We start from the raw sequence: 22,604 nt of genomic DNA, 5'->3' as shown, positions 1-22,604 counted from the left end.
CCCGAGAGCCGTGTAAGTTTCGTTATTGTTGACAGTTTTTGTTCGTCGTGTTGTCGCTCGACTGACTGCCCTGCATGCCATTGCCCTGTGTCGTGTTCTTACCGGTTTTCATGGCGTTGCAATCCTGCGACTGGCCGTTGGAATTCGGGGCGCCGTTCGTACCGGTCGAGCCGTTGTTCGTGGTGCCGCCATTTCCGTTGGACGTGCCGCCGTTCTGCGAACCCGTACCGGCACCATGGCCGCTGCCGGAGCCGCCGGTGTCCGTGCCGCCTGAGCCGGACTGCTGCGCCATGACGGCCGTGGTCATGCCGATCGACAAGGCACAGACTGCGATCATTTTCATCAACACGAAACATTCCTCTCTTCAGTTTGCCGTCTTCGAACTCGGCAATGGAGCGGTTGTTTCCAAGCTTTTTGGATTTTTGTTCTCGAAGGGATCAGCCGTATCGAAAGATGCCCCTGCGGGAACAAGCTGATCCCCCGCAAGTTGGGTGTCTTTTCCATCAGAGAGCTAACCATGTCTTCTTACAAGGATCGTCCTGTCATCAGCGACTTTCAATATCCAGGCGAGGCCCCCGGTGGGGACTCGTTCATGGGAACGATCAACAATGAACTTGCAGACAAGGGCTTTCTCGTCACAAGCACGGACGAGTTCGTCAGTTGGGCGCGCACCGGCTCGCTGATGTGGATGACGTTCGGCCTTGCCTGCTGCGCCATCGAGATGATGCAGATGTCCATGCCGCGCTATGACGTGGAACGTATTGGCGCCGCGCCGAGAGGCAGTCCGCGGCAGTCAGATCTGATGATCGTCGCGGGCACCCTTTGCAATAAGATGGCGCCGGCGTTGCGCAAGGTTTATGATCAGATGCCCGAGCCGCGTTATGTGATCTCGATGGGCTCATGCGCCAATGGCGGCGGTTATTATCACTATTCCTATTCGGTGGTGCGTGGCTGCGATCGGATCATCCCCATCGATATCTATGTGCCCGGCTGTCCGCCAACCGCCGAGGCGCTGCTTTATGGCATTTTCCTCCTCCAGCGCAAAATTCGCCGCAACGGCACGATCGAGCGATAGACCAATACTGGCAGATCTCACTCTGGTTACGCTTCCATGCTTATTTAGGTTTTCATGGAACAAGCTCAGGGTGCAGCCGTTCCCTTACGAGATGCAAAGAACATCTAAACCCCGAGATCGCTAGGAAGCATCCCGGCATCGCAATCGGTATGGCTGACAACAAGTCTGCTTACATCAAAATCAATCAAGGCTCTCTCCGACGCCCGTAGGGCACCGGTGTCGGTCTAGTGCGTTTGGCGGCAGCCGAACCACGCATTGCGCATCAATGCGGGCAGTGTCGTTGCGCGCGTTTTTCAAGGAGAAAAGTTGTGACCGATAGCCCGAGCACAGCCGGTCTGCAAAACGAAATAGTGGAGCTTATTCCGGCCCTTCGCGCATTCGCGCGCACATTTCATAGAAACGCCAACGACGCCGATGATCTGGTCCAGGAAACCCTTGCGAAGGCGCTGGCCAATCTCAATCAATTCGATCAGGGCACTCGACTGAAGTCCTGGCTGTTTACGATCATGCGCAATACGTTCTGTACGAAATTCCGCATCGCCAAGCGCGAGGCTCCCGGTATCAAGAAATGCGTTTCCGGCGCTGGGGCGGCCCCGCCATCGCAGGAATGGACCATAAGAGCCAAGGAAATGGAAGAGGCGTGTAATCTGCTGCCGGAGCCTTATCGCGTCGTGCTCGAATATGTGGTCATCGAAGGACGCTCCTATGATGCTGCCGCCGAGAAATTTGGCTGTGCGATCGGGACGGTAAAAAGCCGGCTCAGTCGAGCTCGGCAGCAGTTAGCAGCCCACCTTGATGAAGACAGGCATTGATGAGGCCCGCCCTTCTCCTCATTGTACTGCGTCGCAATGCGCGGCGCTAGGTATCCTTGTCTGGGGTGCCGAACAGTGCCTTGGCAATATGCTCGAGGGCGACTGGCCTCTTGGATAATACAAAACCCGTAAATTTCATGCTTGCATCGATTGGCTCTCCGCCAAGAGCGAAGAGATAGGGAATCTTTTGCCTGTCGAGCCGTTCAACCAGGGGAAATACCTGTTCCGGCTCGAGATTCAGGTCGAGTATCGCCGCGTCCACGTCATTCGCCTCGATGAGATCGGACGCATATTCGAGATTATGGATTGGACCAACTATCATTGCCCCGAGCTCACGCAGTTTTTGGCGCACCTCGTCGGCTAGAAAGTAACCGCTCTCTGCCACCAGGAGCCGTTTCCCCGAAAACATCTGACAAAAGAGAGGTGCTGAACCGTCCATTTCTCGATCCGGATTGAGCCCTGCTTATAGGCGTCGGCGCGTGAACCGAACGTGAACCATGGCTCGCGTGCGGCAACGGCTGGCTTTGTAAGCTCATCAAGAGGGGCCTTAGGTGAGCAGGAATGAGAGGAAATCCTTACCCTCAGATACGAACAAATGCCGTCGGCAAAGGTTTCCAGATTTGATGCGATAATTCCTGGAAAGCAGTCCCGGACAGGGTCGGTTTCGGGAACAAACAGCAGCGCATATGGTTCGAGCCCAGGAGAGGGGCATCCACGACACGGGAGGGCCAGATGCATAATGTGATTGATGTGGAATTCAAAATGCTCTGGTCGATGCCAGTCTGCCTTGCGACCAGCAGTCGAGACAACTGTCTGATCCAGGGGCCGGAGGACGCGATCCATTTCCTGTCACGGCGATGGCCTTGCGAGCGGAGTACTTCCTACGCGCGTGCGACAGAAAGATGCATTGCGGCGGTTTCGCACAAAATCCCCGTCGAGGCATCGCGAGCCGCTTTTGTGATTGCCTGCCTCGACGCGCGCTTGATGCCGGGAAGGAGGCCGTCGTGAAGACGAGCAACGATGATGCGATTTCAGAAGAGGACGCCTACGAGCTCGGCCGGAAGGCCTTTGAAAAGGGAGCGAGCAGTGACCACAACCCATTTCCAAAGGATGATCATCGCTGCGATCAATGGGCGCATGGATTTATGGATGCGCAAAAGATCCGCAGCGATCAGCACGTGCCTGGCCATCCGTCAGACTAACAGGGTCCGATCGCCGGGGTGCAGCACGCATTCTACGCTCGATGCGCGAGTGGCGCGTCTTGCTCCCACATCAGCAGAAACTTTCGCGTGACGGCCGGTAGATTGTCATCGAGCCATTTGGCCATGGCCTGCTCTTCGACAAGGCTATCCTGCAGCGCGCTTTTTGCCTCGCCAAAATTTCCGGCATCGGCGATCGTCAGTAACGATTTATACGTGGCGATCTCGTAGTTCTCGAACGCGAAGTCGCCAAATGCGTCCTTCAATACCGCGTCGCCCGAGCCAGTATAGCTCATCACCGTCGTCGGCGTGGTGTAGGACAGGATCATGTCCTTGAGGTCGAGATAATTCGCGTCCATATCCTTGAGGATGTGCTCAAGTCGGCTGATTTGATCTTCCGTCTCGTCGATATGCTGCTCAATCTTTGCCGCCACCTCCGGATAATGTTCCAGGCGTGACAGTTGCGGTCTCATTATCCCCAATGCCTGATTTTCCATCGCATAGGCATTGCGAAGGCCGATGACGAACATGTCGTGAATCTCAGTCTGTGCCATGGCATCCTCCATTGGTTGGCGGTCATTGCCCGGCAACCTCCCGAACAACGGGGGCACACCGGTTTTCCGTGATCGTCGAACGTGAATGCTTGCCGATATCAGCCGCTGCGTTCCCTCTCGTTGAGTTCGATCTGGCCTTTTTCGGCCAGGATCGGCAGGGCGATATTATGCTGCGCCTCGTTCATCTCTTGCACGGTCACCAGCGTTCCCCCGCGTTCCAGAGCGGCCGCATAAGCTGCGCGCTGTTCTTCATGGAAGAACATGCCCGTTAGGGCGTCCAGAAAACCGATGTGATCGATTGGGGCGGTATCTGGTCGATTGCCTGGCGTCATGGTGATCGCATCCCTGGGGATGCCGGCCTCCATCAGTGCCTGGGCGGCGGCCTCCGCATCATATTCGTCGTCGAAGAATGCGCTGAGCGCGAAGGAGCCGAGTTTGCTTTCGCTGGTCATCACGATCTTTCCTTTTCGGTGTTCCTATTGCCCTAACGAATGCCAAGGTGGTGAGTTCCCCGAGTCGCGAGCTTGCAATGCATGGAACAAACAGAACGGCGGTTAGTTGATCGTCGGAGATGCTGAAACCATTGCGAGCCCCCCAATGCTCGAAAACCTTCCTTCGACGGGCGCAGGCCCTTCGCTAGCGTACGAACACGCAGATGCCGATAGACTCGGTGAGCTGCGTGAGAATGCGCAATCATGCAAGCGATGCGAACTTTATCGCAACGCCACTCATCTCGTCTTTGGCGAGGGACCCGACACGGCCGACATCGTGTTGGTTGGGGAGCAGCCCGGCGACAAGGAAGATCATGCCGCCCGGCCTTTCGTCGGCCCGGCAGGCCAGTTACTCGATCGCTGCCTTGAAGAGGCGGGCGTGGATAGGGAGCGTTGCTACGTCACCAACGCCGTCAAGCATTTCAAGTACCAGATGCGCGGCAAGAAGCGCCTGCACGCAAGGCCGAATGCCGGGGAAGTGCAGCGTTGCGCCTGGTGGCTCGGCGCGGAACTCGAACTCCTGAAGCCGAAGCTGGTGGTCGCACTCGGCGCAACGGCCGTATCCTCGCTGCTCGGCTCGAAGGTGCGGGTCCTGCGCGACCGCGGCCGTATCCTGCATCCGTCTACGAAGTTCGACGTTCTCGTCACCATCCATCCCTCAGCGCTTTTGCGGATGAGGGAAGTGGACGAAAGGGAAAAGAACCGACTCGCCTTCGTTCAGGATCTGAAAAAGATCCGGCGCTTTCTGCGCCACTGAAACCCTCTCTGCCGGCCATCGGACGCCAGCGCTACGAGGACAACATGCAAAGGTCATGTCATGGCTGACAATCAACCCTCGACTATGGATCAGCGGCCGGATAGGCCGAGACAGCAGGCTTTTGACGAGACTGATCGTCGAAAGGAGACGGAGCGAGAGCCCAAGCGAGCTTCTCTCCTTCGCCGCCATCCATGGTGGATCGTGTTCGGCGTTGCGGTATTGATAGCCCTGATCGTCGCTTCATGGATCGTCTGGAAGATCTATTTCTATCCCTATGAAACGACGGATGATGCCTTTATCGACGCTCGCAGTTTCGCAGTCGCCGCCAAGGTTTCCGGCTACGTGGCCGAGGTCCCTGTGACGGATAACCAGCACGTCAAAACGGGCGATGTCATCCTGAGGATCGATCCGCGCGATTATCAGATCGCGCTCGATCAGGCGAACGGACAGGTGGAGGTGGCAAAGGCCTCCATTGATAGCGCCAGCGCGCAGATCGAAGCGGCGAGCGCCTCCGTCGACGTCGCAAGGGCGCAGCAGAATTCCGCGAGCGCGGCTCTGCAATTTGCGCAGCAGGAATCCAATCGCCAGCAACAACTGGTCAAGACCGGTTCCGGCAGCGTGCAGGCAGTGCAGCAGGCGGCGGCAACCCTGCAGCAGGATCAGGCGAGCCTTGCCCAGATGCAGGCGAATATAACCTCGGCGCTAAAGAACAAGGCGGTTTCGGAAGCCCAGAAATCCAGTGCGCTCGCAAGCCTGAAACAGGCGCAGGCGCAGGTGGAAGAGGCGCAGCAGAATCTGAACTATACGAGGATAACCGCCGCCCAGCCGGGCCGCGTTGTTCGTCTCACCGGCGCCAAGGGGCAGTTTATCGATGCGGGGCAGGCAATCTCGACCTTCGTTCCCGACGAGGTCTGGATCACGGCGAACTTCAAGGAGACGCAGCTCACCGACATGCGGCCGGACCAGCCGGTGGATCTGACGATCGACGCCTATCCGGATCATACGCTCCGCGGCAAGGTTGCGTCTGTCCAGCCAGGTTCAGGCACGGCCTTCTCGCTGCTGCCGGCCGAGAATGCGACTGGCAATTACGTCAAGGTCACGCAGCGCGTGCCGGTGAAGATTGTCGTCGACAGATGGCCAGCAGATGTCGCCATCGGTCCCGGCATGTCCGTGGTGCCGACCGTGACCGTGCGCCCGAGACATTGACATGAGCGGGGCAAGCGCAACGGCCGGCGGAGCCGGAGCATCCTCCACAGGCGCAACGAATCCCTGGCTGATCGCCATTGTCGTATCGCTGGCGACCTTCATGGAGGTGCTCGACACGACGATCGCCAATGTGGCGCTGCGCTATATTTCCGGAGGCCTTGCCGTCAGCTCCGATGAGGCCTCCTGGGTGGTGACGACCTATCTCGTCTCGAATGCGATCGTGCTCGTTGCCAGCAGCTACTTTTCCGAGCGCTTCGGGCGACGGCGCTTCTATCTTCTGTGCCTTGCCACCTTCACGATTGCTTCGGTTCTGTGCGGCCTATCCTGGAATCTGGAGACATTGCTGATTTTCCGGATGATCCAGGGCTTCGCCGGTGGCGGCATGGTGCCGACGTCGCAAGCTATTCTTGCCGACGCATTTCCTTCGTCAAAGCGCGGTCAGGCCTTTGCCCTCTTCGGTGTCGCCGTTGTCGTCGCCCCGGTTATCGGGCCGACCTTGGGCGGCTATCTCTCCGACAATCTGTCGTGGCACTGGTGTTTTCTCATCAACGGTCCCGTTGGCATATTCGCGTTTGTGTTAGTCTATGCGCTGCTGAAGGAATCGTCACAGACGCGGCGCAAGCGCGAGGAGTTTCGCCGAGAAGGAGTGCGCTTCGACATTATCGGCTTCCTCCTCGTCGCGACTTTTCTCGGATCGTTGGAGCTCGTCCTGGATCGAGGCCAGACGGATGACTGGTTCGGTTCCACATTCATCATCGCAATGACCGGGATATGTGTGCTGGCCTTCGCTCTCGCCATTCCATGGGTTCTGACAAGGGCGAACCCCATTATCGACGGATGGCTGCTCGGCACCCGGCAATTTGGATCCTGTTTCATCGTCATGATGGCGACCGGTGCGATCCTGATCGCAACGACGCAGTTCCTTCCAGAGGTCGTGCAGCAGAACTACGGATATACGGCGACCTGGGCCGGCCTGGCACTTTCGCCGGGCGGTCTTGTGACCATGGTCATGATGTTCGTTGCCGGCCGCGTGAATTCCCTGGTTCAGCCGAAATATCTGATCGCCATCGGCGCGGCGATCATCGCCGTATCGATGTGGCAGCTGACGCGGCTCTATCCCGGCCTGAACTTCGGTTTCTTCGTCTGGTCGCGTCTCTATATTGGGCTCGGCCTACCGCTGATCTTCATTCCGATCACGTCGGCCTCCTATTATGGCTTAAGACCGGATCAGACCAACCAGGCGTCGGCCATGATCAACGCCGCCCGTAATATTGGTGGTTCGATCGGCGTGTGCATTGCCTCAAATGTGCTCGCGCATCGTGAACAATGGCATCAAAGCCACCTGGTCGAGCACATCACGCCGTCCGCACCCGCCTATCATGAGACACTGCAGATCATGACGCGCTATTTCGCCGAGAGGAGTGCGACGATGCCGGATGCGAAGTCGCAAGCGACCGCCTGGATCGGACAACAGGTGCAGACCCAGGCGAGTTTTCTTGCCTATATCGATGTGTTCCATGTGTTGATGCTGATCGTGCTTTGCGCCATCCCGCTCGCCCTGATCCTCAGCAATGTCGATCTCAAGGAGGGCGGCGGTGGCGGCGTGCATTGATCCTGAGCTAACGACTGTCCTCTCCGTGGAACCATGCCTCTCGGTGATCGTTCCTTTCCTATTGGAGGAGAGCTTATGGCGCCGCGGTCATTTTGGAAAGGCTACCTCAAACTGTCTCTCGTGACGTGTCCCGTCGCCATGACGCCTGCGATCACCGACAATGAGAAGATTCGCTTCCACACGCTGAACAGAAAGACAGGCAACCGCGTGGTCAGCCGCTATGTCGATTCCGTCACGGGCAGCGTGGTCGACGAAGACGACGAGGTGAAGGGATATGAGCGCGGCGAGGATGACTATGTGATGCTCGAGGATGACGAACTCGATGCGGTCGCGCTTGATAGCACCCGGACGATCGATATCGACATGTTTGTGTCGCGCGACAGTCTCGAATGGGTCTGGTTCGATACGCCGCATTATCTGACACCGGACGATGCCGTTGGCGAGGAGGCCTATTGCGTCATCCGCGACGCGATGGCCGCGAGCGATATGGTTGGCATCTCCAGGCTCGTCATGTATCGCCGCGAACGGGCCGTCATGCTGGAACCGCGAGACAGGGGGATTGTCCTTTGGACCTTGCGATTTGGCGACGAGGTCCGGGACGAAAAGGATTATTTCGAGGATATCGACGCGAAACCGGTCGATGCCAAGCTGATGAAGCTTGTCGAAGAACTGATAGAAGAGCGTACCAAGCCATGGGATCCTGAAATGGTCTCCGATCCCGTCCAGGACAAGCTTCTCGATATCATCGCTTCCAAGAAGAAAGGTCGCAAGCATCCCTCGAAGGCGAAGATGGACGAGACCTCTGCGCCAGACAACGTCATCAACATCATGGATGCGCTCCGAAAGAGCCTTTCGCGGGAAAAGGGCGCCAGGAAACGATAGTCAACGTGGCAGGACTTCCATCGGGCGTTTGTCACGAACCGCGCTTGCGCTTCCCGTCAGGCTGACGCAACGGTTCGGCGGCTCGCCTGAAGTCGGCCCAGGGGTCCGATCTGAGCGCCCCAAGCCGTGTCGGCACGTTGAGCACGGTGAAATAGTCCGGACCGATTGCCGGGCTCAACTCCTCCCAGGATAAGGGCATGGAGACGGCGGCTCCCGGACGCGCGCGGGTCGAATAGGGTGCGACGGCGGTCGAGCCGCGCTGGTTTCTGAGATAATCGATGAGGATCTTGCCGCGCCGTTTCGACTTGGTGATCGTCGAGACGTAGCGATCGTGGGTATCTGCCGCCATCGCATCGGCGATACCCTTGGTAAAGGCCTTGACGGCCGGCCATTCTGCCTTGGCGACCAGCGGGCAGACGACGTGCAATCCTTTGCCTCCCGATGTCTTGACGAAAGGGACGAGGCCCGCCTGTCTCAGCCGTTCGGCTGTTTCCTCGGCCGCGACGATGACCTCGCGCCATGCGACGTCCGGACCGGGATCGAGGTCCATGACGATCATGTCGGGCCTTTCCCAATCGCCGACCATCGATCCCCAGGGATGGATTTCGAGGACCGCGGCCTGCACGAGGCCGATCAGGCCGCTCAGGTCATCGATACCAACATAGGGCTCGTCGTCCTGCGGGTCCTTTGCCAGCGCGATATTCTTGTTCATGCCCTTCCAGGCATGTTTCTGGAAGAAGTGCTGGCCGCCGATCCCGTTCGGGCAGCGCACCAGCGCGAGCGGCCGTCCCACGACGAAAGGACCCATATAGTGCCAGACCTCGCTATAGTAGTCGGCAAGGCCGGCCTTGGTCACGCCTTCGTCCGGCCAATAGAGGCGATCCGGGTGGGTGAGGGATACGCTGCTTCTGGGAGGCTTTTGGGTTGAAGCTTTCGTCGGAGATTTCAGCGTCTCCCGAACGATGTCGCGCGGGTTCTTGTCTTCTCTAAGGCCTCGAAAAGAGGCATGGCGCAGGTGGCCGTCGGCGGTCCAGGCGCGAAACTCGACTTCCGCCACGAGATCCGGCCGCACATAGCGGACGCCGCGATTTTCCTCCGCGGTCAGCTTTGTGGCAAAGGGGTTTTCCGCCGCCTTCATGCGGGTCAGCTTCTGGAAGAGCTGCTCGGCGACGGTGTGCGTATAGCCCGTGCCGACGCGACCGACATGCTCCAGCTTGCCGTCCTCGTAGACACCGAGAACCAACGAGCCGATCGCCTTTCGAGATGTCGTCGAGGGCACAAAGCCTCCGATGACGAATTCCTGCCGTGACGAGCATTTCGATTTGACCCATGTCTTGCCGCGACCGGAGCGATAGGGGTCGCTGGCGACCTTGGATACGATCCCTTCCAGGCTCAACCGACAGGCATGGCTCAGCAGCAGGTTACCGTTTTCATCAAAATGACTGCTGAAGCGAAGGATCCCGGTTTCGGATGGAATAATCTTCTGCAGCAATTCCTTGCGGCCGATCAACGGACAGGCGGTCAGGTCGTAGCCGTCGAGATAGATAAGATCGAATGCGTAGAAAACGAAGCGGTCGCTGCGCCCTTCGCTAAGGTCGGCCTGGAGGGCCGAGAAGTCGGAAGCTCCGGCCGCGGGCTCGACGACCAGTTCGCCATCGATGACGGCCGTGCCGACCGGAAGATCCCGGAAGGCGGCGAGAATCTCCTTGCCGAATTTTTGCGTCCAGTCGAGACCGCTACGCGTCAGCAGCTTGATGCGGCCCGCCTCGATGCGGACCTCGAGCCTATAGCCGTCGAATTTGATTTCGTGGAGCCAACGCTTACCCGCGGGCGGCTTGGATACGAGGGTCGCCAGGGCCGGCTCGACAAAGGCCGGCAGCGCTGCCTTCCTGGCGCCCCTCAAGAAAGAGGGATCGACAGGCTCTGTATCGAGTTCTGGTTCGGTCTTGCCCGATTTTATCTCAATCGAGCCATTCTTCGGTCTCGTCGTTCTGCGATCGAGCTTTCCCGTCTTGGAGGACCAGCCCGGCCTCTCGCGCTCGACCTCATTGATCATCCGTCCCGTTTTCGCCGATTCCGGCCTTTCTTCCAGGATGTCGGGCGCTCCTTCCGGGCGAGCCGCATTGTCTTCCCCCTTGATCAGCAGCCAATTCTCGCGTTTCTCACGCGGTTTTCCTGCCATCCGGATCAGGTGCCAGCGCCCGCCGAGTTTTTTGCCGTGGAGTTCAAATTCGAGATGTCCCTTGGTCAGTCCTTTGTGCGGATCGCCAATCGGCGTCCAGGAGCCTTTATCCCAGACGAGGACCGTGCCGCCACCGTACTCGCCCTTCGGGATCGTGCCTTCGAAGTCGCCATATTCGAGAGGATGGTCTTCGGTCTGCACCGCGAGCCGCTTTTCGCCGGTCATGAGGCTCGGTCCCCTGGTCACGGCCCAGCTCTTCAGCACGCCGTCGAGTTCAAGACGAAAATCATAGTGGAGGCGGCGTGCATCGTGCTTCTGGATGACGAAGCTGCCGCCGGCCGCAGCCGCTTTTTTTCTCTTTGCGCGACCCTTCGGCTCTGACGTTTTGGTAAAGTCACGCTTACGGTGGTAGGTTTCCAATACCATGGTCAGCTCGCCTTGCGTTGCGTGCGCGAAGATGCGCGCGTTTTTGCTGCTTTTCTGGGCCTGGGGCCTGACTTCGCCCTTGCCTTGCTCTTGCCATCCAGCCTGGCGCTCTGGCGCAGGGCTTCCATGAGATCGGTAACCTTGGCAGGTTTCGCCGGCTTGCGCTGTGGCATCGCCTTGCCCTCGATCTTGGCTTTCACGAGATCGGCAAGTGCCGCCTCATAGCGATCGTCGAACTCGCTGGCATCGAAACTGCCTTGCTTCGTGTCTATGATGTGTTTGGCAAGATCGAGCATCTCGCCCGTGATCTTCATGTCCGGGACATCTTCAAAGGCTTCCTTTGCCGGGCGAACCTCGTAATCGAAGTTCAATGTGGTGGCGATCAATCCTTTGCCATGAGCGCGGATCATCATCGTTCGCAGACGGCGAAAAAGAACGGTCTGGGCAATGGCAGCGACCTTCCGGGTACGCATGCCCTCACGGATGAGCGCGAATGCCTCCTCACCGGCATGCTTGGAGGGGGCCAGATAGTAGGGCCGGTCGAAATAGACGTCATCGATATCGGAACATGGCAGGAAAGCTAGGATATGCAGGATCTTGTCGCTTTCCGGCACCGCTGTGGCGACTTCCTCAGGCTCGAGGACGATGTAGTCATCCTTATTAAGCTCATATCCCTTAACTTGATCTTCGCGTGGCACCGGCTTTCCGGTCTCGCTATCGATGAATTCGCGTCTGACCCGGTTGCCGGTTTCGCGGTTTAGCGTGTGGAAGGAAATCCGCTCCGAAGTCGACGTGGCCGTATAGAGTGCGACCGCGCAACTGACCTCTCCGACTTTCAAATATCCTTTCCATTGCGCACGCGGGCTCATAGGCGGGCTCCATGTAGACGATGGGAGTCAAACGAGATTAGGTTCCCATTGTTCCGGTTTGGGTATTGTTCGCGAAGGATTCTCCCGTGGAACATTCGGGTTGTGGTGCCGTTCTTGCTGGAGGAGGACAACCATGACACAACAATTGTGGAGCAAGCCAATCACGGTCGAAACGAGCAAGCCCGGTCAGCGCTTGACGATTGTCAACACCGAGGCCGCCACCTATTATCTTTTGCGAAGCTGGCCGGCAAAGTCGCACGGAATTGCCTTCAAAAACGCGAAGCGCACATTGATTAGCGCGCATGAAGGCCATGTAGAGGCGCTTGTAGCGAGAGCCGCATTCCTCGCCGCGCTCGAAGAAAGTGGCGTCGAGATATTTGAGGCGTGATCGTCAGACGGGCGGCGTGCTCAAGGTTCCCCGCGACGCAACGGATAATTCGTGTAACCATTTGGCCCGGTACCGTAGAAAGTTTTGGGATCAGGCTTGTTAAATTCGCGGTCTCCCGAAGCAAAGCGCGCCACCAGATCAGGATTGGCCAGAAACAAAGTGCCATAGGCCACGGCATCGACATTACCTGAAGCGATAGCATCCATTCCGCTGGCCTTGTCGAATCCCGTATTGGCGATGAATGGCACTGTCGTCATCGGTCGAAAAGTCTGGGCCACATGCGAAACCTGGACACCCGACTCCAATTCCTTTCTGTTCGGCTCCAGCATCGTCAGATAGCCGATTTTGCGACGATCAAGCTGTTTGACGAGATAGCCAAACGTTTTGAGCGGATCGCTGTCGCCCATCCCATAGAGTGAAGTCGATGGCCCGAGGCGGATGCCTATCCGGTCGGTTGACCATGCGTTTGCCATTGCTTCGATTGTCTCAAGCATAAACAATGAACGGTTCTCGATCGCGCCGCCCCAACGATCGGTGCGTCTATTGCTGACGTCCTGCAGGAATTGATCATGCAGGTATCCATTGGCGCCATGCAACTCGACACCATCGAACCCTGCGATGCGGGCATTGCGGGTCGCCTGTGCGAAGTCCTCGATAATTTTCGGAATCTCGGCAGCAGCGAGTTCATGTGGAATTGGGAACTCCGCCTCGTGGTCGGGAAACTTGTACTTGCCCTTCGCCGGCAGAGGGGAGGGCGCGACCGGCAATTCTCCGCCCCGCATTTGCGGATGTGCGACGCGGCCGCAATGCCAGAGTTGGCAATAGATTCGGCCCCCGGCGGCATGAACCGCATTGGTAACCACCTTCCATCCTTCGATCTGATCGTCGCGCCAGATGCCGGGGCCGTTAATTATGCCCTTGCCTTGCTCCGACACCGCTGTGCAATCTGTCACGATCAGACCGGCCGCCGCTCGCTGCGCAAAGTATTCGCCCATCAAGGATGTCGGCACGTTCTCGGCTGTTGCGCGCGTGCGGGTCATCGCTGACATCCAGATGCGGTTGGGAAGTGCAAGGCCGTTCAAGACCATTGGGGTAAATAGATTCGCCATATTTATCTTCCCTGTCGGTAGGCGCGAAAACTAAGACCTTCCATCGTGGCCACGATGCAGGAACGGACGAAATCGACAAAGTTGGCTTGTTCGTATCCAAGTTTCCATCCGATGGTCGCTCCTGCGAGCCCATCGATATAGTGGTCTAACATTGCCAACCCGCCGATGTTCCCGACATTGCTGAACTTGCCAGCAGACCTCCTCTTGAAACTGTCTGCCCATCCACGGCTCGGGGAATCTTCTGTCTTGGCGCAGACACGTCATCGGCAGCATTCAATCCCATAAGTCGTGAATCCCCGGTCCATGCTGGTCTCGAACGGCGAGCCAAACCTGCGCCACTGCCGATGGCCAGCGATCTGCGAAGGAGCCTCAACGATTGAGCGGGAATAGTAGCCAAGTCCCTGAAGTTGTACCGATTTAGCGTCGCATGCTTTTTCGGAACAAACAGGCGGGAAGTACAGTTCACTCGCATCGGCCGCGACTTACAGAAAATGTTCGAGTTCCGGCATTTGCTGGGAGGCGACGATGAGCGACTATCAGGTGGATGACAAAAGTGCGGTCGTTGAGCCTTCAAAACCACGGATACTGGAAATCCTTGGGCCTGGTCTGGTCACCGGTGCCTCAGACGACGATCCGAGCGGGATTGCGACCTATTCGCAGGCCGGAGCGCAATTCGGTTATATGGCGAGTTGGACGCTCGTCCTCACCTATCCGCTGATGGTTGCCGTGCAGATGATCAGTGCCCGTATCGGCCGAACCACGGGCCGGGGTTTGGCGGGCAGCATGGCGAAATGTTATCCCCGCTGGGTTGGAGTGAGCGTTACTGTCCCGCTCCTGGTTGCCAATATCATCAATCTGGGCGCGGATCTCGGTGCGATGGGAGACGCGGCTCATTTGCTGTTGAACGGCAATTCACTGATTTATGTCGCAGGCTTCGGCGTGATCTGCATCCTTTTGCAGGTTCTCCTCAAATACAAGCGCTACGTGGCCGTCCTGAAATGGTTGAGCCTGGCGCTTTTGTCCTACATCGCGACCCTGTTCGTGGTGCACGTCGATTGGTCGAGCTTCACCCGCGGGCTACTGCTGCCGACGTTCAAGGCGGACCCGAACTACTGGTCGATGATCGTTGCGATCTTTGGAACGACGATCAGCCCCTATCTGTTTTTCTGGCAGGCATCTCAGGAAGCCGAGGACCTGAAGGAAAAACCCCGGCAGGAAGCGCTGGTGAAGCATCCGCGGGAAGCGAAAAGGGCGGACGCTCGCATCACACTGGATACGCTCATCGGCATGGCGGCATCCAATATAGTCGCGCTGGCAATCATCACGACGACCGCAGCCACGCTTAACAAGGCTGGTGCCGCGAATATCGAGAGCTCCGTCGATGCCGCGAAGGCGATTGAACCTTTGGCCGGACACTTCGCCAAGATCGTCTTTGCCACCGGGATTATAGGAACCGGTCTTCTGGCCGTGCCGGTTCTCGCCGGTTCTGCGGCCTATGCGGTCGGGGAGGCGGCCCGATGGAAGGTTGGGCTGTCGCGCGAGCCGAGCGAGGCGAAGGCTTTCTACACGACGGTAGGACTTGCGACCATGGTGGGCATGTTGCTGAACTTCACGCCCATTCCGCCGATGAAGGCCCTGTTCTGGAGCGCAGTGATCAACGGTATAGTCGCCGTTCCCGTCATGGCGATCCTCATGCTGATCGCCTCCAATCCCAAGGTGATGAAGCAGTTTGTTATCCGCGGCGGATTGAAAGCACTTGGATGGATCTCCTGCGCCACAATGTTTGCTGCCGTGATCGGCATGGCCGTGACCGCATTTTTCTGAGGCCAAGCGGGAACCAAACTTCAGACTGTCTGTTCGGGGAAGCGAGACCGAGGAGTCTCACAATTAAACGATCTCGCCCATACCTGATGGAGGACCCCAATGGCATCCGAGAAGACTTTGAACGATCTCTTTCTCGAAACGTTGAAAGACATCTATTACGCCGAGAAGCAAATTCTTCGGGCATTGCCGAAGATGGCGCGCGCGGCCCAGGCTGAAGAAGGCAAACAGGGCTTTCTTCATCATCGCGATGAGACCCAGGGTCATGTCGAACGTCTGGAGCAGGTGTTCGAGATGCTGGGAAAGCCGGCGCGCGGAAAGACTTGCGAAGCAATCCAGGGCATCATCGCAGAGGCCGACGAGATCATGGAGGAATTCAAGGGCGCCCCGGCGCTCGATGCAGGCCTCATTTCCTCGGCCCAGGCCGTCGAGCATTATGAAATCGCCCGCTACGGCACCCTCATCGAATGGGCAAAGCAGCTTGGGCTCAAGGACGCCGTATCTCTTCTGCAGCAGACCTTGAGCGAGGAAAAGGCCACGGATCAGAAGCTGACGAAGCTTGCGGAAACCGCGGCGAATGCAAAGGCGAAGAAAGCGGCATAAAGCGCACCTGGTTTCCATATTTCGGTGCGTTGCGAAGGCGGCGCACCGTTAGAGTTTGAATATGAAAATTTCCTACTTTACGACGCAAGATAGTGAATATCTGCGATAGAGCGATTCGCAACAGTTGCCCGGAAGGATCGGCAAATTTCGAGCGCGCAGCTCGGCTCCGCTCGAAACCGGCCGGTGAGATAGTTAAGAGGTGCCATGTCCAAACATCGCCCCCATCTTGCGCGACTTGCGCCGCATATCGAGACCATCGCCGCCGGAGATATGGCCGAGCAATATGGCGCTCTATGCTTTCAATATAGCAAGGAAAATGTCTTGAAGGTGTTGCTCATTACGACGCGGGAAACCAGGCGATGGATGACCCCGAAGGGATGGGCGATCAAGGGACTTACCGGTGGCCAGGTGGCCGAGCGCGAGGCTTGGGAGGAAGCAGGCGTCAAGGGCAAGGTCAAAAAAAACACGTTTGGCTATTTCACCTATTTGAAGGTGCTTGATGATGGTGAGACGATACCGTCGGTCGTCGAAGTGCACCTTCTTGAAGTCCGCAAACAGTGTCAGAAATTTCCCGAAAGCGGCCAGCGGATGATCGAATGGATGGTGCCCGAGGAAGCCGTGCGCCGTGTTCGGGAACCGGAACTCAAGGGACTATTGATGCGCTTTTCTTTGGAGCACACGAGGCCGACAGCCGCAGCCTAGGCGGTGTGGACTGTTCTCAACGAAAGTACAGTCATGGATTGCGTTGCGTTTTCATTCAAGCAGTGCCCGAACCTCGCTCGTCCTGCAGGATATGCGACGGGATTCGCAGCAGGATCTTCAATCCGGATGGATTCCACTCGCGGTCAATGGCTCCATGCAGAGAGCTGATCGTCGCGCGCTCAAGCTGTGAGCCGAATCCTCCGGGACCTTCAGGCCGGGCGGTCGGAGGTCCTCCGAGTTCAGTCCACGTCAGGACAAAATCGTCGTCGCAACCTATGTTGATCGCGATCCTACCCTCCGGACTGGAGAGGGCTCCATACTTCACCGCATTTGTCGCGAATTCGTGCAGCAAGAGGGCGAGCGACGTCAGAATTGTACCTCTAACGGGAACATCTCGGCCATTTATGGAGACGCGGTCGGTACCCCCATCCTGGTGAGGGGCGAACAGCGCCTTGATCAGAGTAAAGAGTGTCGTATCGTGTGACTGGACGCTCGCGCCACTTGCGCCTGGCAAGGTCAATTCATGGGCGATCGCAAGCGCGTTTACACGGGCTCTCAGATCCCCTGCGAATTCTTGGATCGAAGTCGACGTGCGCTCACTTAATCCGACTACAGCGCCGATAACCGCGAAGATATTCTTGGTGCGGTGGTTCATTTCCCGCAGTAGCAGCTCCTGGCCCTCGGCAACACGCTTGCGCTCGGAAATGTCGCGCGCCACCTTCGACGCTCCGATGATGTTCCCCAGATCGTCGCGGACAGGGGACGCGGTCAACGAGATCTCTACCAGGGTGCCATCCTTTCGGCGTCGGATCGTCTCGTAGTGATCGATCTTTTCTCCCGCCCTGATTGCCGAGATGATCGTTTCTTCCTCGAGAAGTCGATCCTCGGGAATGATGATCGTAATATGCTCGCCAATCGCCTCTTCGGCGGTGTATCCGAACAACCGCTCGGCACTCCTGTTCCAGCTCGTAATGATGCCATTGATGGATTTGCTGATGATTGCGTCGTCCGAATTCTCGACGATTGCCGCAAGGAAAGCCTGAGCGGTGGGAGCGTTGGATCCAAGCTGCTCCAGCAACGTATTCCTGGTTTGTGCAGTGCGGGAGGGCGCATTCTGAAAAATAGCGGGCCGCGCCTCCGCAACCCTCTGGGTCGACATGGGTTTCCTCCGAAGCTTACTTCGCCATTGGCTAACCGTGAACGTTTGAAGATATCCTGGCGAAACAATCTATAGGTAGGCGGACCAGTCGAATTTTCCAGATTTGGCAGGGCTCGGGCAAGCAATATGGCCTCGTCTTCACAGCCTTGCCGAATAGGTCGCATAGGCCCCCGCGCGCCAGGTGAAGCTCGCGGGGCAGGAACCAGATGGAAAGTCCTTTTGATCAGATAGGAAGCCTCGACTTGCGAGCCTGACCAGGCTTTATTTTCCCAGTTGCTTGGCCATCTCCAGGTGATGCTGGAGCGTGGGTGTCGTATTGGCCGCCCATGCTTTCAATGCAGCGTTGTCTCCCTTTTCTCCATATCGCTTGAAAAGGTCGACGGCATTGGCGTGAGCCGAGCGCTGGTCGGAATCATATCGCTGGTCGAATTCCTTTCCTTGTAGCTTTTGGAGTCTGGTCAGCATCTTTTTCTGACTGGACGTCATTTCGGTGGGAAGCGTCGCATTCGCCTTGCCGCCGGTCACCAGATCCTTCAACTGCATGGTCGTTTTTTGATGGTCGTTGACCATTTGCTGGGCAAAAGTTTTTGCCTGGGCATCGCCACGCTGTAGAGCAAGCTTGCTGGCTTCGATTTCGAACATGTCGCTGCTTGCAGCCTCGTTGACGAAATCCTGCGTCGTCGGCGCGGCGCCTACGAGAGAATTGACGCCTGTCTTTTCCGCGGCTGATTGGGCAAATGCCGTGGTGGCCAGGAGTAGAATTCCTGCAGTAATGATTGAGCGTTTCATGGCGTTCTCCTTTCTTGCGTCTTCGAACTTCGAAAGGGCCGAAACGTTCCAGAGCCATTTGCGCGCATTGGCTGTCGGTAGCGATGAGTGTGCTCGCGGAGACCAGCCCGGTGTCACAAGGCGACAACGACGCGGCTGGTCTCGATGATCGTGTCCTCTTTCGTCTTCTGCCTTAGCGTCTCATCACGTTCATGATGAGTGAAACGACGAAGAAAATAAGGAAGATAAAGAACAGGACCTGTGCGATGGACGCGGACGCGCCCGCTATGCCGCCGAAGCCAAGGGCACCCGCGATCAAAGCCACGACGAGAAATATCAATGCATAATAAAGCATTTCGCTCTCCATTGGTTGCTGGAAGGAGAACGGAACTGGGAGTGCTTTGTTCCTCAGATGACGACAGCGTCATGCCGCCATTGTCGCCTGTCTCCTCAAGGCCTTCTTGCCGCCGCTGTCCGGCGGGGGCGGTTCGGCGGCGTCCAGATACATCTTCACCGGCGCTGTAAGCACGAACCAAAGACTGGCGCCAAGCAGGAATATGCTCGCCGCTGGATCGTCCACGGAGACACAGAAGGGAAAGACGGTGGCGGTGAGCAAAACCGTCAGGCGTGTCGCCCATTCAGCGTCACGTTTGCGAGCGGCTGCGGCCGCCAGCGCCTGGTAGCTTCGTATATCGTAACTCTGCCCTGTCCAACCACGCGCCAATAAGCGCAGTGACGGAACGGCAAGCAAGAAGAGCGTGCCGACGGCAAAAAGATAGATCGGACCATTCAGAAGCAGGCCGCTTGTCGACAGAAGGGCAAGGATGACGACAAGATTCAACAGCGGGCCGAGCTTCTGCGGAGAATGGCCCGTCCGACTGTGCCACAACCGCATAGCTGCTGATCCGCCGCCAAGCAGCGGACGATCGATGTACCGATTGACGAATTCCATGTTGCGCCCTTCGAAAGTAAGCCCGACAGACACCAGAAAAATCAGGCGTCAGCATGGCAGGACTGAAAATATGACGGAAGGATTGGGTTTCTAATGTACTTCCGTTCCCCGAAGGAGGAACAATCCGTTCTGAGCCGTGTTCCTTCGCTGTCTCGCCCGATTGAGATCTGCAAGTTTGTGCCATCCCGATGCCCCGCAAACATCCTTGCACATTGACCAAGCGCGATAGGCAGAACGCTACCGCTGCGACATTGATCGCACGAATGCGTCATAAGCGGTCATACCGGATTGCGTGCGGTGACGATCCATGCCGCACCATTGATCATCACCGATCGCTCGCCGGGGCGGTCGGCGAAGGCGGCACGAACCGCAGCCGAGGCGCGGGCGCGTGTGTCGTCGGGCTGACGAGCGAGCGCGCGCGACAGCGGGCCGACCTCGAGCGCCATCTGCACCGCGTCGTCGACCGCCGCCTCCCGCGTCGCGCCCTCGCCGAACGGGACGGAAGCATCGAAGGGCGCGATAGCGATATCGGTGAAGCCGGCCGCCGTCAGGATGCGAGCCACCCGTCCGCGGTCACCGAACGAGAACGGGCCGGGCGCTTCGGGATCGGGCGGCGCGGTCGGCGGGACGATGTCCTTGATTGCGCTCATCGGCAGGCGAATCCAATCGTTCTCGGCCACGCCGCGCCAGCAGACGAAAGCGACCCGTCCGCCCGGCCGGAGCGCGCGGCGCATATGCGCGAAGGCTCCTGTCGGATTATCGAAGAACATCACCCCGAATCGCGAGAATAGGATGTCGAACGCGCGCTCTGGCAACTCAGCGCTGCTGGCGTCGGCCACTGCGAACACGACTGGCATATCCAGTGCCGTAAGCGCGCGCGCTCTTTCGATCAACGATTCGGATATGTCCACGCCCAATACTTGGCCCCTCGGGCCGACGAGGGTGGCCAGTGCCTGACTTGACGCGCCCGCGCCGCAGCCCACATCAAGCACGCGCTCGCCCGTCACGGGCGCGGCGGCTTCGATCGCGGCCTGGCCGAACAAGGCCAGCATGGCGTCGAGCCGCGCCTGATGGGCGACCCAGCGCTCCCCGCTTTGGTCATTCCACTCGACCTGAGCGCCACTTTGCTCTGTCATGGCATGTCCTATCTGGTTTGCTTCCTACTAAGCATCCACTATTTTTTTCATAGTGGACCGTTGCATTGATCGCGGCGTCAGACGATTGGAAAAGGCCACCATCTTGTTCGATAGGCCTGCGATCACCATGGCCTTTCCTCGCAACAACGCCCGAATACCGCTTGCGGCGACCGGACGAGGTTTCATGGTGAGGAGGCGCAGCAGGGCCGACGGGGTTGCGCCGGCCGCCTCATCGAAGCCCGTCGCAGTGTGCCCCGGGCAGAGCGTGGTAACAACCACATCATGCGGGCGGAGTTCGTTGTGCAGGGCCTCGCCAAGGGCGAGGACATACGCCTTGGTCGCCGCATAGGCCGCGTAGCTGGGAACCGCTTGGAAGGCCATGAGGCTGGAGACGAGAAGTATATGTCCAGATCGCCGCTTGGCCATATCGCGGCCGAAGAGATAGGTCAGCTCTGTGAGCGTCGTGATGTTGAGCTGGATCATGTTCGCTGTGCGCTCGATCGGCATTTCTATTAAATTGCCGTGCAAGCCGTATCCGGCATTGTTCAACAAGATGTCGACGGTCACCGACTTGGTGTCGAGACTGCATTTCAAGCGGTCGGCCGCGCCCGGCGAGGCAAGATCGATCGCCTCGACCAGCACATCCACCCCGTATTTGCGGCGGAGATCGAAGGCAAGCTTTTCCATCGGTTCCTGCCGCCGGGCCGCTAATACGAGATTGACTTTCTGCGCAGCCAGTAGGTCTGCGAATTCAAGGCCGAGGCCACTTGATGCTCCAGTGATCAGAGCCCATTTTCCGGCGAAGCTATTCGTTGATACGTTCGACATCGTTTTCTTTCTCAACTCTTTGATCCCAAGATCGGGTCTCGGATCTTCTGATCGATCTCCTCCGGGACGGAATCTGTGCTCTCAAGTCAGCATCGACTGCTGGGCGAAGATGCCCGCCATCGTGCCTTGCCATGATGCCGTGGTGACCGAGGGGATCATGGGGTTAGTGAGGTCGCCCGCGGCGTAGATGCCGGGCATGCTGGTTTCGCGGCGCTCGTCAACCTTGAGGACGATGCCAAGGGGCGTAGCGGCCGTGGCGAGGCCCAGTGATTCATGCAGGCCGGTGGACGGCTTGTTGCGCGGATGCGCGAACAGGATGTCGACAGCGACATCACGGCCGGAATCGAGCTTGAGGATGGGATTACGGCCGCCATGACGGGTGATTTCAGTGATCCTGCCGTCGATGACAGGTGTGTTGCGACGCTCCAGATCGGCCCGGATATCGGGAGGAATGTCGTGACCATCGGCGAAGACCGTCAACCTGTCAGTCCAATCGTGGAATAGCCTGACCTGATTGTGCGACTGCGGTCCGGACCAGACGAGGCCCCAATGTTGGCCGGCGACTTCAAAGCCGTCGCAATAGGGACAGGGCACGATGGACGTGCCCCAGCCTTCGGCAAAGCCCGGCACATCGGGCATTTGGTCCGTAATGCCATAGCTCAGGATCACGCGGCGCGCCCCAAGGCTTTCGCCATCGGCAGTGAGGACGGAGAAATCGTCGATAGCGCCGGAGACGCTGTCGGCCCGAGCGTTGACCAGACTGATCGCAGGATAACGTGCCAACTGCCGGCGCGCTTCGGTCAGGATGTCCAGCGGCGGCTTGTGATCGTGACCAAGCATACCATGCGAGTGGCCGGCGAAGCGGTTGCGCGGCAGGCCAGTGTCGAAAACGGTGACCTTGCGGCGGGCACGGCCGAGTTGCAGGGCGGCGGCAAGGCCGGCAAAGCTGCCGCCGATAATGATGACGTCATCCATGGTGATGGGCTCCGTGTTGCGGATGAAGCGGGTTGGGCTGAGCCTGGCGCGTAGAATCGTCCAGAGATGCGCATTCGATATCGGTGGGCGGCCAAGGC

General features: G+C 58.2%; 26 protein-coding genes. 12 read left to right on the top strand and 14 right to left on the bottom strand.

All coding sequences use genetic code 11. The features are described from left to right. Positions 1-22 precede the first annotated feature (22 nt). Positions 23-343, bottom strand: a complete 321-nt coding sequence (locus tag ABOK31_RS29680; protein ID WP_349962519.1) for an oxidoreductase — start codon at positions 341-343, stop codon at positions 23-25. A 174-nt stretch (positions 344-517) separates the two neighbouring features. Between ABOK31_RS29680 and ABOK31_RS29675 the strand changes: the two genes are divergently transcribed. Both ABOK31_RS29675 and ABOK31_RS29670 read left to right on the top strand, forming a co-directional pair. Further along, positions 518-1,075, top strand: coding sequence for an NADH-quinone oxidoreductase subunit B (locus ABOK31_RS29675; RefSeq protein ID WP_349962517.1), 558 nt, complete (start codon positions 518-520; stop codon positions 1,073-1,075). A 227-nt stretch (positions 1,076-1,302) separates the two neighbouring features. Beyond that, positions 1,303-1,887: a sigma-70 family RNA polymerase sigma factor gene (locus ABOK31_RS29670; RefSeq protein WP_349962515.1), complete on the top strand. Its 585-nt coding sequence runs from the start codon at positions 1,303-1,305 to the stop codon at positions 1,885-1,887. Between the two features lie 46 nt (positions 1,888-1,933). On the opposite strand, the gene ABOK31_RS29665 is transcribed toward ABOK31_RS29670, so the two are convergent. After that, positions 1,934-2,326 (bottom strand): response regulator, encoded by a 393-nt coding sequence (locus tag ABOK31_RS29665; protein ID WP_349962514.1) that lies wholly within the window; start codon positions 2,324-2,326, stop codon positions 1,934-1,936. Between the two features lie 293 nt (positions 2,327-2,619). On the opposite strand from ABOK31_RS29665, the gene ABOK31_RS29660 reads away from it, so the two are divergent. Both ABOK31_RS29660 and ABOK31_RS29655 read left to right on the top strand, forming a co-directional pair. After that, positions 2,620-2,895 carry a DUF982 domain-containing protein gene (locus tag ABOK31_RS29660; protein ID WP_349962512.1) on the top strand — a complete coding sequence of 92 codons (276 nt, stop codon included), beginning with the start codon at positions 2,620-2,622 and terminating at the stop codon, positions 2,893-2,895. After that, positions 2,892-3,089, top strand: coding sequence for a hypothetical protein (locus ABOK31_RS29655; RefSeq protein ID WP_349962510.1), 198 nt, complete (start codon positions 2,892-2,894; stop codon positions 3,087-3,089). Before ABOK31_RS29660 ends, ABOK31_RS29655 begins: the two co-directional genes overlap by 4 nt. A 32-nt stretch (positions 3,090-3,121) precedes the next feature. Here the strand turns inward: ABOK31_RS29655 and ABOK31_RS29650 are convergent, their stop codons facing one another. After that, positions 3,122-3,616, bottom strand: a complete 495-nt coding sequence (locus ABOK31_RS29650; protein WP_349962508.1) for a ferritin-like domain-containing protein — start codon at positions 3,614-3,616, stop codon at positions 3,122-3,124. A 122-nt stretch (positions 3,617-3,738) separates the two neighbouring features. Further along, positions 3,739-4,092 (bottom strand): hypothetical protein, encoded by a 354-nt coding sequence (locus ABOK31_RS29645; protein WP_174173403.1) that lies wholly within the window; start codon positions 4,090-4,092, stop codon positions 3,739-3,741. Positions 4,093-4,237: 145 nt separating this feature from the next. Between ABOK31_RS29645 and ABOK31_RS29640 the strand changes: the two genes are divergently transcribed. The 4 genes from ABOK31_RS29640 to ABOK31_RS29625 all read left to right on the top strand — a co-directional run bounded on the left by ABOK31_RS29640 (position 4,238) and on the right by ABOK31_RS29625 (position 8,588). Then, positions 4,238-4,888: a UdgX family uracil-DNA binding protein gene (locus ABOK31_RS29640; RefSeq protein ID WP_349962506.1), complete on the top strand. Its 651-nt coding sequence runs from the start codon at positions 4,238-4,240 to the stop codon at positions 4,886-4,888. 60 nt (positions 4,889-4,948) lie between these two features. Further along, positions 4,949-6,094 (top strand): HlyD family secretion protein, encoded by a 1,146-nt coding sequence (locus ABOK31_RS29635; protein WP_349962505.1) that lies wholly within the window; start codon positions 4,949-4,951, stop codon positions 6,092-6,094. 1 nt (position 6,095) lies between these two features. Continuing rightward, positions 6,096-7,706, top strand: a complete 1,611-nt coding sequence (locus tag ABOK31_RS29630; RefSeq protein WP_349962504.1) for a DHA2 family efflux MFS transporter permease subunit — start codon at positions 6,096-6,098, stop codon at positions 7,704-7,706. 75 nt (positions 7,707-7,781) lie between these two features. Then, positions 7,782-8,588, top strand: coding sequence for a Ku protein (locus ABOK31_RS29625; protein WP_349962502.1), 807 nt, complete (start codon positions 7,782-7,784; stop codon positions 8,586-8,588). Positions 8,589-8,619: 31 nt separating this feature from the next. On the opposite strand, the gene ligD is transcribed toward ABOK31_RS29625, so the two are convergent. Continuing rightward, on the bottom strand, positions 8,620-11,196 hold the full coding sequence (gene ligD, locus ABOK31_RS29620; protein ID WP_349962500.1) for a DNA ligase D: 2,577 nt from the start codon (positions 11,194-11,196) through the stop codon (positions 8,620-8,622). A 2-nt stretch (positions 11,197-11,198) separates the two neighbouring features. Beyond that, positions 11,199-12,065, bottom strand: a complete 867-nt coding sequence (locus ABOK31_RS29615) for a Ku protein (protein ID WP_349962499.1) — start codon at positions 12,063-12,065, stop codon at positions 11,199-11,201. Positions 12,066-12,198: 133 nt separating this feature from the next. Here ABOK31_RS29615 and ABOK31_RS29610 point away from each other — a divergent pair, with 133 nt between their 5' ends. Continuing rightward, positions 12,199-12,453, top strand: a complete 255-nt coding sequence (locus tag ABOK31_RS29610; protein ID WP_349962497.1) for a DUF982 domain-containing protein — start codon at positions 12,199-12,201, stop codon at positions 12,451-12,453. A gap of 20 nt (positions 12,454-12,473) precedes the next feature. On the opposite strand, the gene ABOK31_RS29605 is transcribed toward ABOK31_RS29610, so the two are convergent. Beyond that, positions 12,474-13,562: an alkene reductase gene (locus tag ABOK31_RS29605; RefSeq protein ID WP_349962495.1), complete on the bottom strand. Its 1,089-nt coding sequence runs from the start codon at positions 13,560-13,562 to the stop codon at positions 12,474-12,476. 525 nt (positions 13,563-14,087) lie between these two features. Here ABOK31_RS29605 and ABOK31_RS29600 point away from each other — a divergent pair. The 3 genes from ABOK31_RS29600 to ABOK31_RS29590 all read left to right on the top strand — a co-directional run bounded on the left by ABOK31_RS29600 (position 14,088) and on the right by ABOK31_RS29590 (position 16,688). Beyond that, positions 14,088-15,386, top strand: coding sequence for a divalent metal cation transporter (locus tag ABOK31_RS29600; RefSeq protein ID WP_349962493.1), 1,299 nt, complete (start codon positions 14,088-14,090; stop codon positions 15,384-15,386). 99 nt (positions 15,387-15,485) lie between these two features. Further along, complete coding sequence (locus ABOK31_RS29595; RefSeq protein WP_349962491.1) at positions 15,486-15,986, top strand: ferritin-like domain-containing protein; 501 nt, start codon at positions 15,486-15,488, stop codon at positions 15,984-15,986. 204 nt (positions 15,987-16,190) lie between these two features. Then, on the top strand, positions 16,191-16,688 hold the full coding sequence (locus ABOK31_RS29590; RefSeq protein WP_349962489.1) for an NUDIX hydrolase: 498 nt from the start codon (positions 16,191-16,193) through the stop codon (positions 16,686-16,688). 55 nt (positions 16,689-16,743) lie between these two features. Here the strand turns inward: ABOK31_RS29590 and ABOK31_RS29585 are convergent, their stop codons facing one another. The 7 genes from ABOK31_RS29585 to ABOK31_RS29555 all read right to left on the bottom strand — a co-directional run bounded on the left by ABOK31_RS29585 (position 16,744) and on the right by ABOK31_RS29555 (position 22,506). Then, positions 16,744-17,847 (bottom strand): PAS domain S-box protein, encoded by a 1,104-nt coding sequence (locus ABOK31_RS29585; protein ID WP_349962487.1) that lies wholly within the window; start codon positions 17,845-17,847, stop codon positions 16,744-16,746. A 261-nt stretch (positions 17,848-18,108) separates the two neighbouring features. Then, entirely contained in the window at positions 18,109-18,636 is a 528-nt protein-coding gene (locus ABOK31_RS29580; protein WP_349962485.1) for a DUF4142 domain-containing protein, read from the bottom strand. A gap of 172 nt (positions 18,637-18,808) precedes the next feature. Next, positions 18,809-18,970, bottom strand: coding sequence for a DUF1328 domain-containing protein (locus tag ABOK31_RS29575; protein ID WP_095437579.1), 162 nt, complete (start codon positions 18,968-18,970; stop codon positions 18,809-18,811). Positions 18,971-19,039: 69 nt separating this feature from the next. Further along, positions 19,040-19,567 carry a hypothetical protein gene (locus ABOK31_RS29570; RefSeq protein WP_349962484.1) on the bottom strand — a complete coding sequence of 176 codons (528 nt, stop codon included), beginning with the start codon at positions 19,565-19,567 and terminating at the stop codon, positions 19,040-19,042. A 278-nt stretch (positions 19,568-19,845) separates the two neighbouring features. Next, the gene (locus tag ABOK31_RS29565) at positions 19,846-20,703 is read right to left on the bottom strand and encodes a class I SAM-dependent methyltransferase (protein ID WP_349962483.1); all 858 of its coding nucleotides are present in this window, start codon (positions 20,701-20,703) and stop codon (positions 19,846-19,848) included. A 27-nt stretch (positions 20,704-20,730) separates the two neighbouring features. Further along, positions 20,731-21,531 (bottom strand): SDR family oxidoreductase, encoded by an 801-nt coding sequence (locus ABOK31_RS29560; RefSeq protein ID WP_349962481.1) that lies wholly within the window; start codon positions 21,529-21,531, stop codon positions 20,731-20,733. Positions 21,532-21,612: 81 nt separating this feature from the next. Then, positions 21,613-22,506 (bottom strand): NAD(P)/FAD-dependent oxidoreductase, encoded by an 894-nt coding sequence (locus ABOK31_RS29555; protein WP_349962479.1) that lies wholly within the window; start codon positions 22,504-22,506, stop codon positions 21,613-21,615. Between the last annotated feature and the right edge of the window lie 98 nt (positions 22,507-22,604).

The sequence above is a fragment of the Rhizobium sp. ZPR4 genome (genome assembly GCF_040215725.1).
Classification (GTDB): domain Bacteria; phylum Pseudomonadota; class Alphaproteobacteria; order Rhizobiales; family Rhizobiaceae; genus Rhizobium; species Rhizobium rhizogenes_D.
The sequence above is the reverse complement of the archived record's forward strand: the minus strand, read 5'-3'. Positions and strand labels throughout refer to the sequence as shown.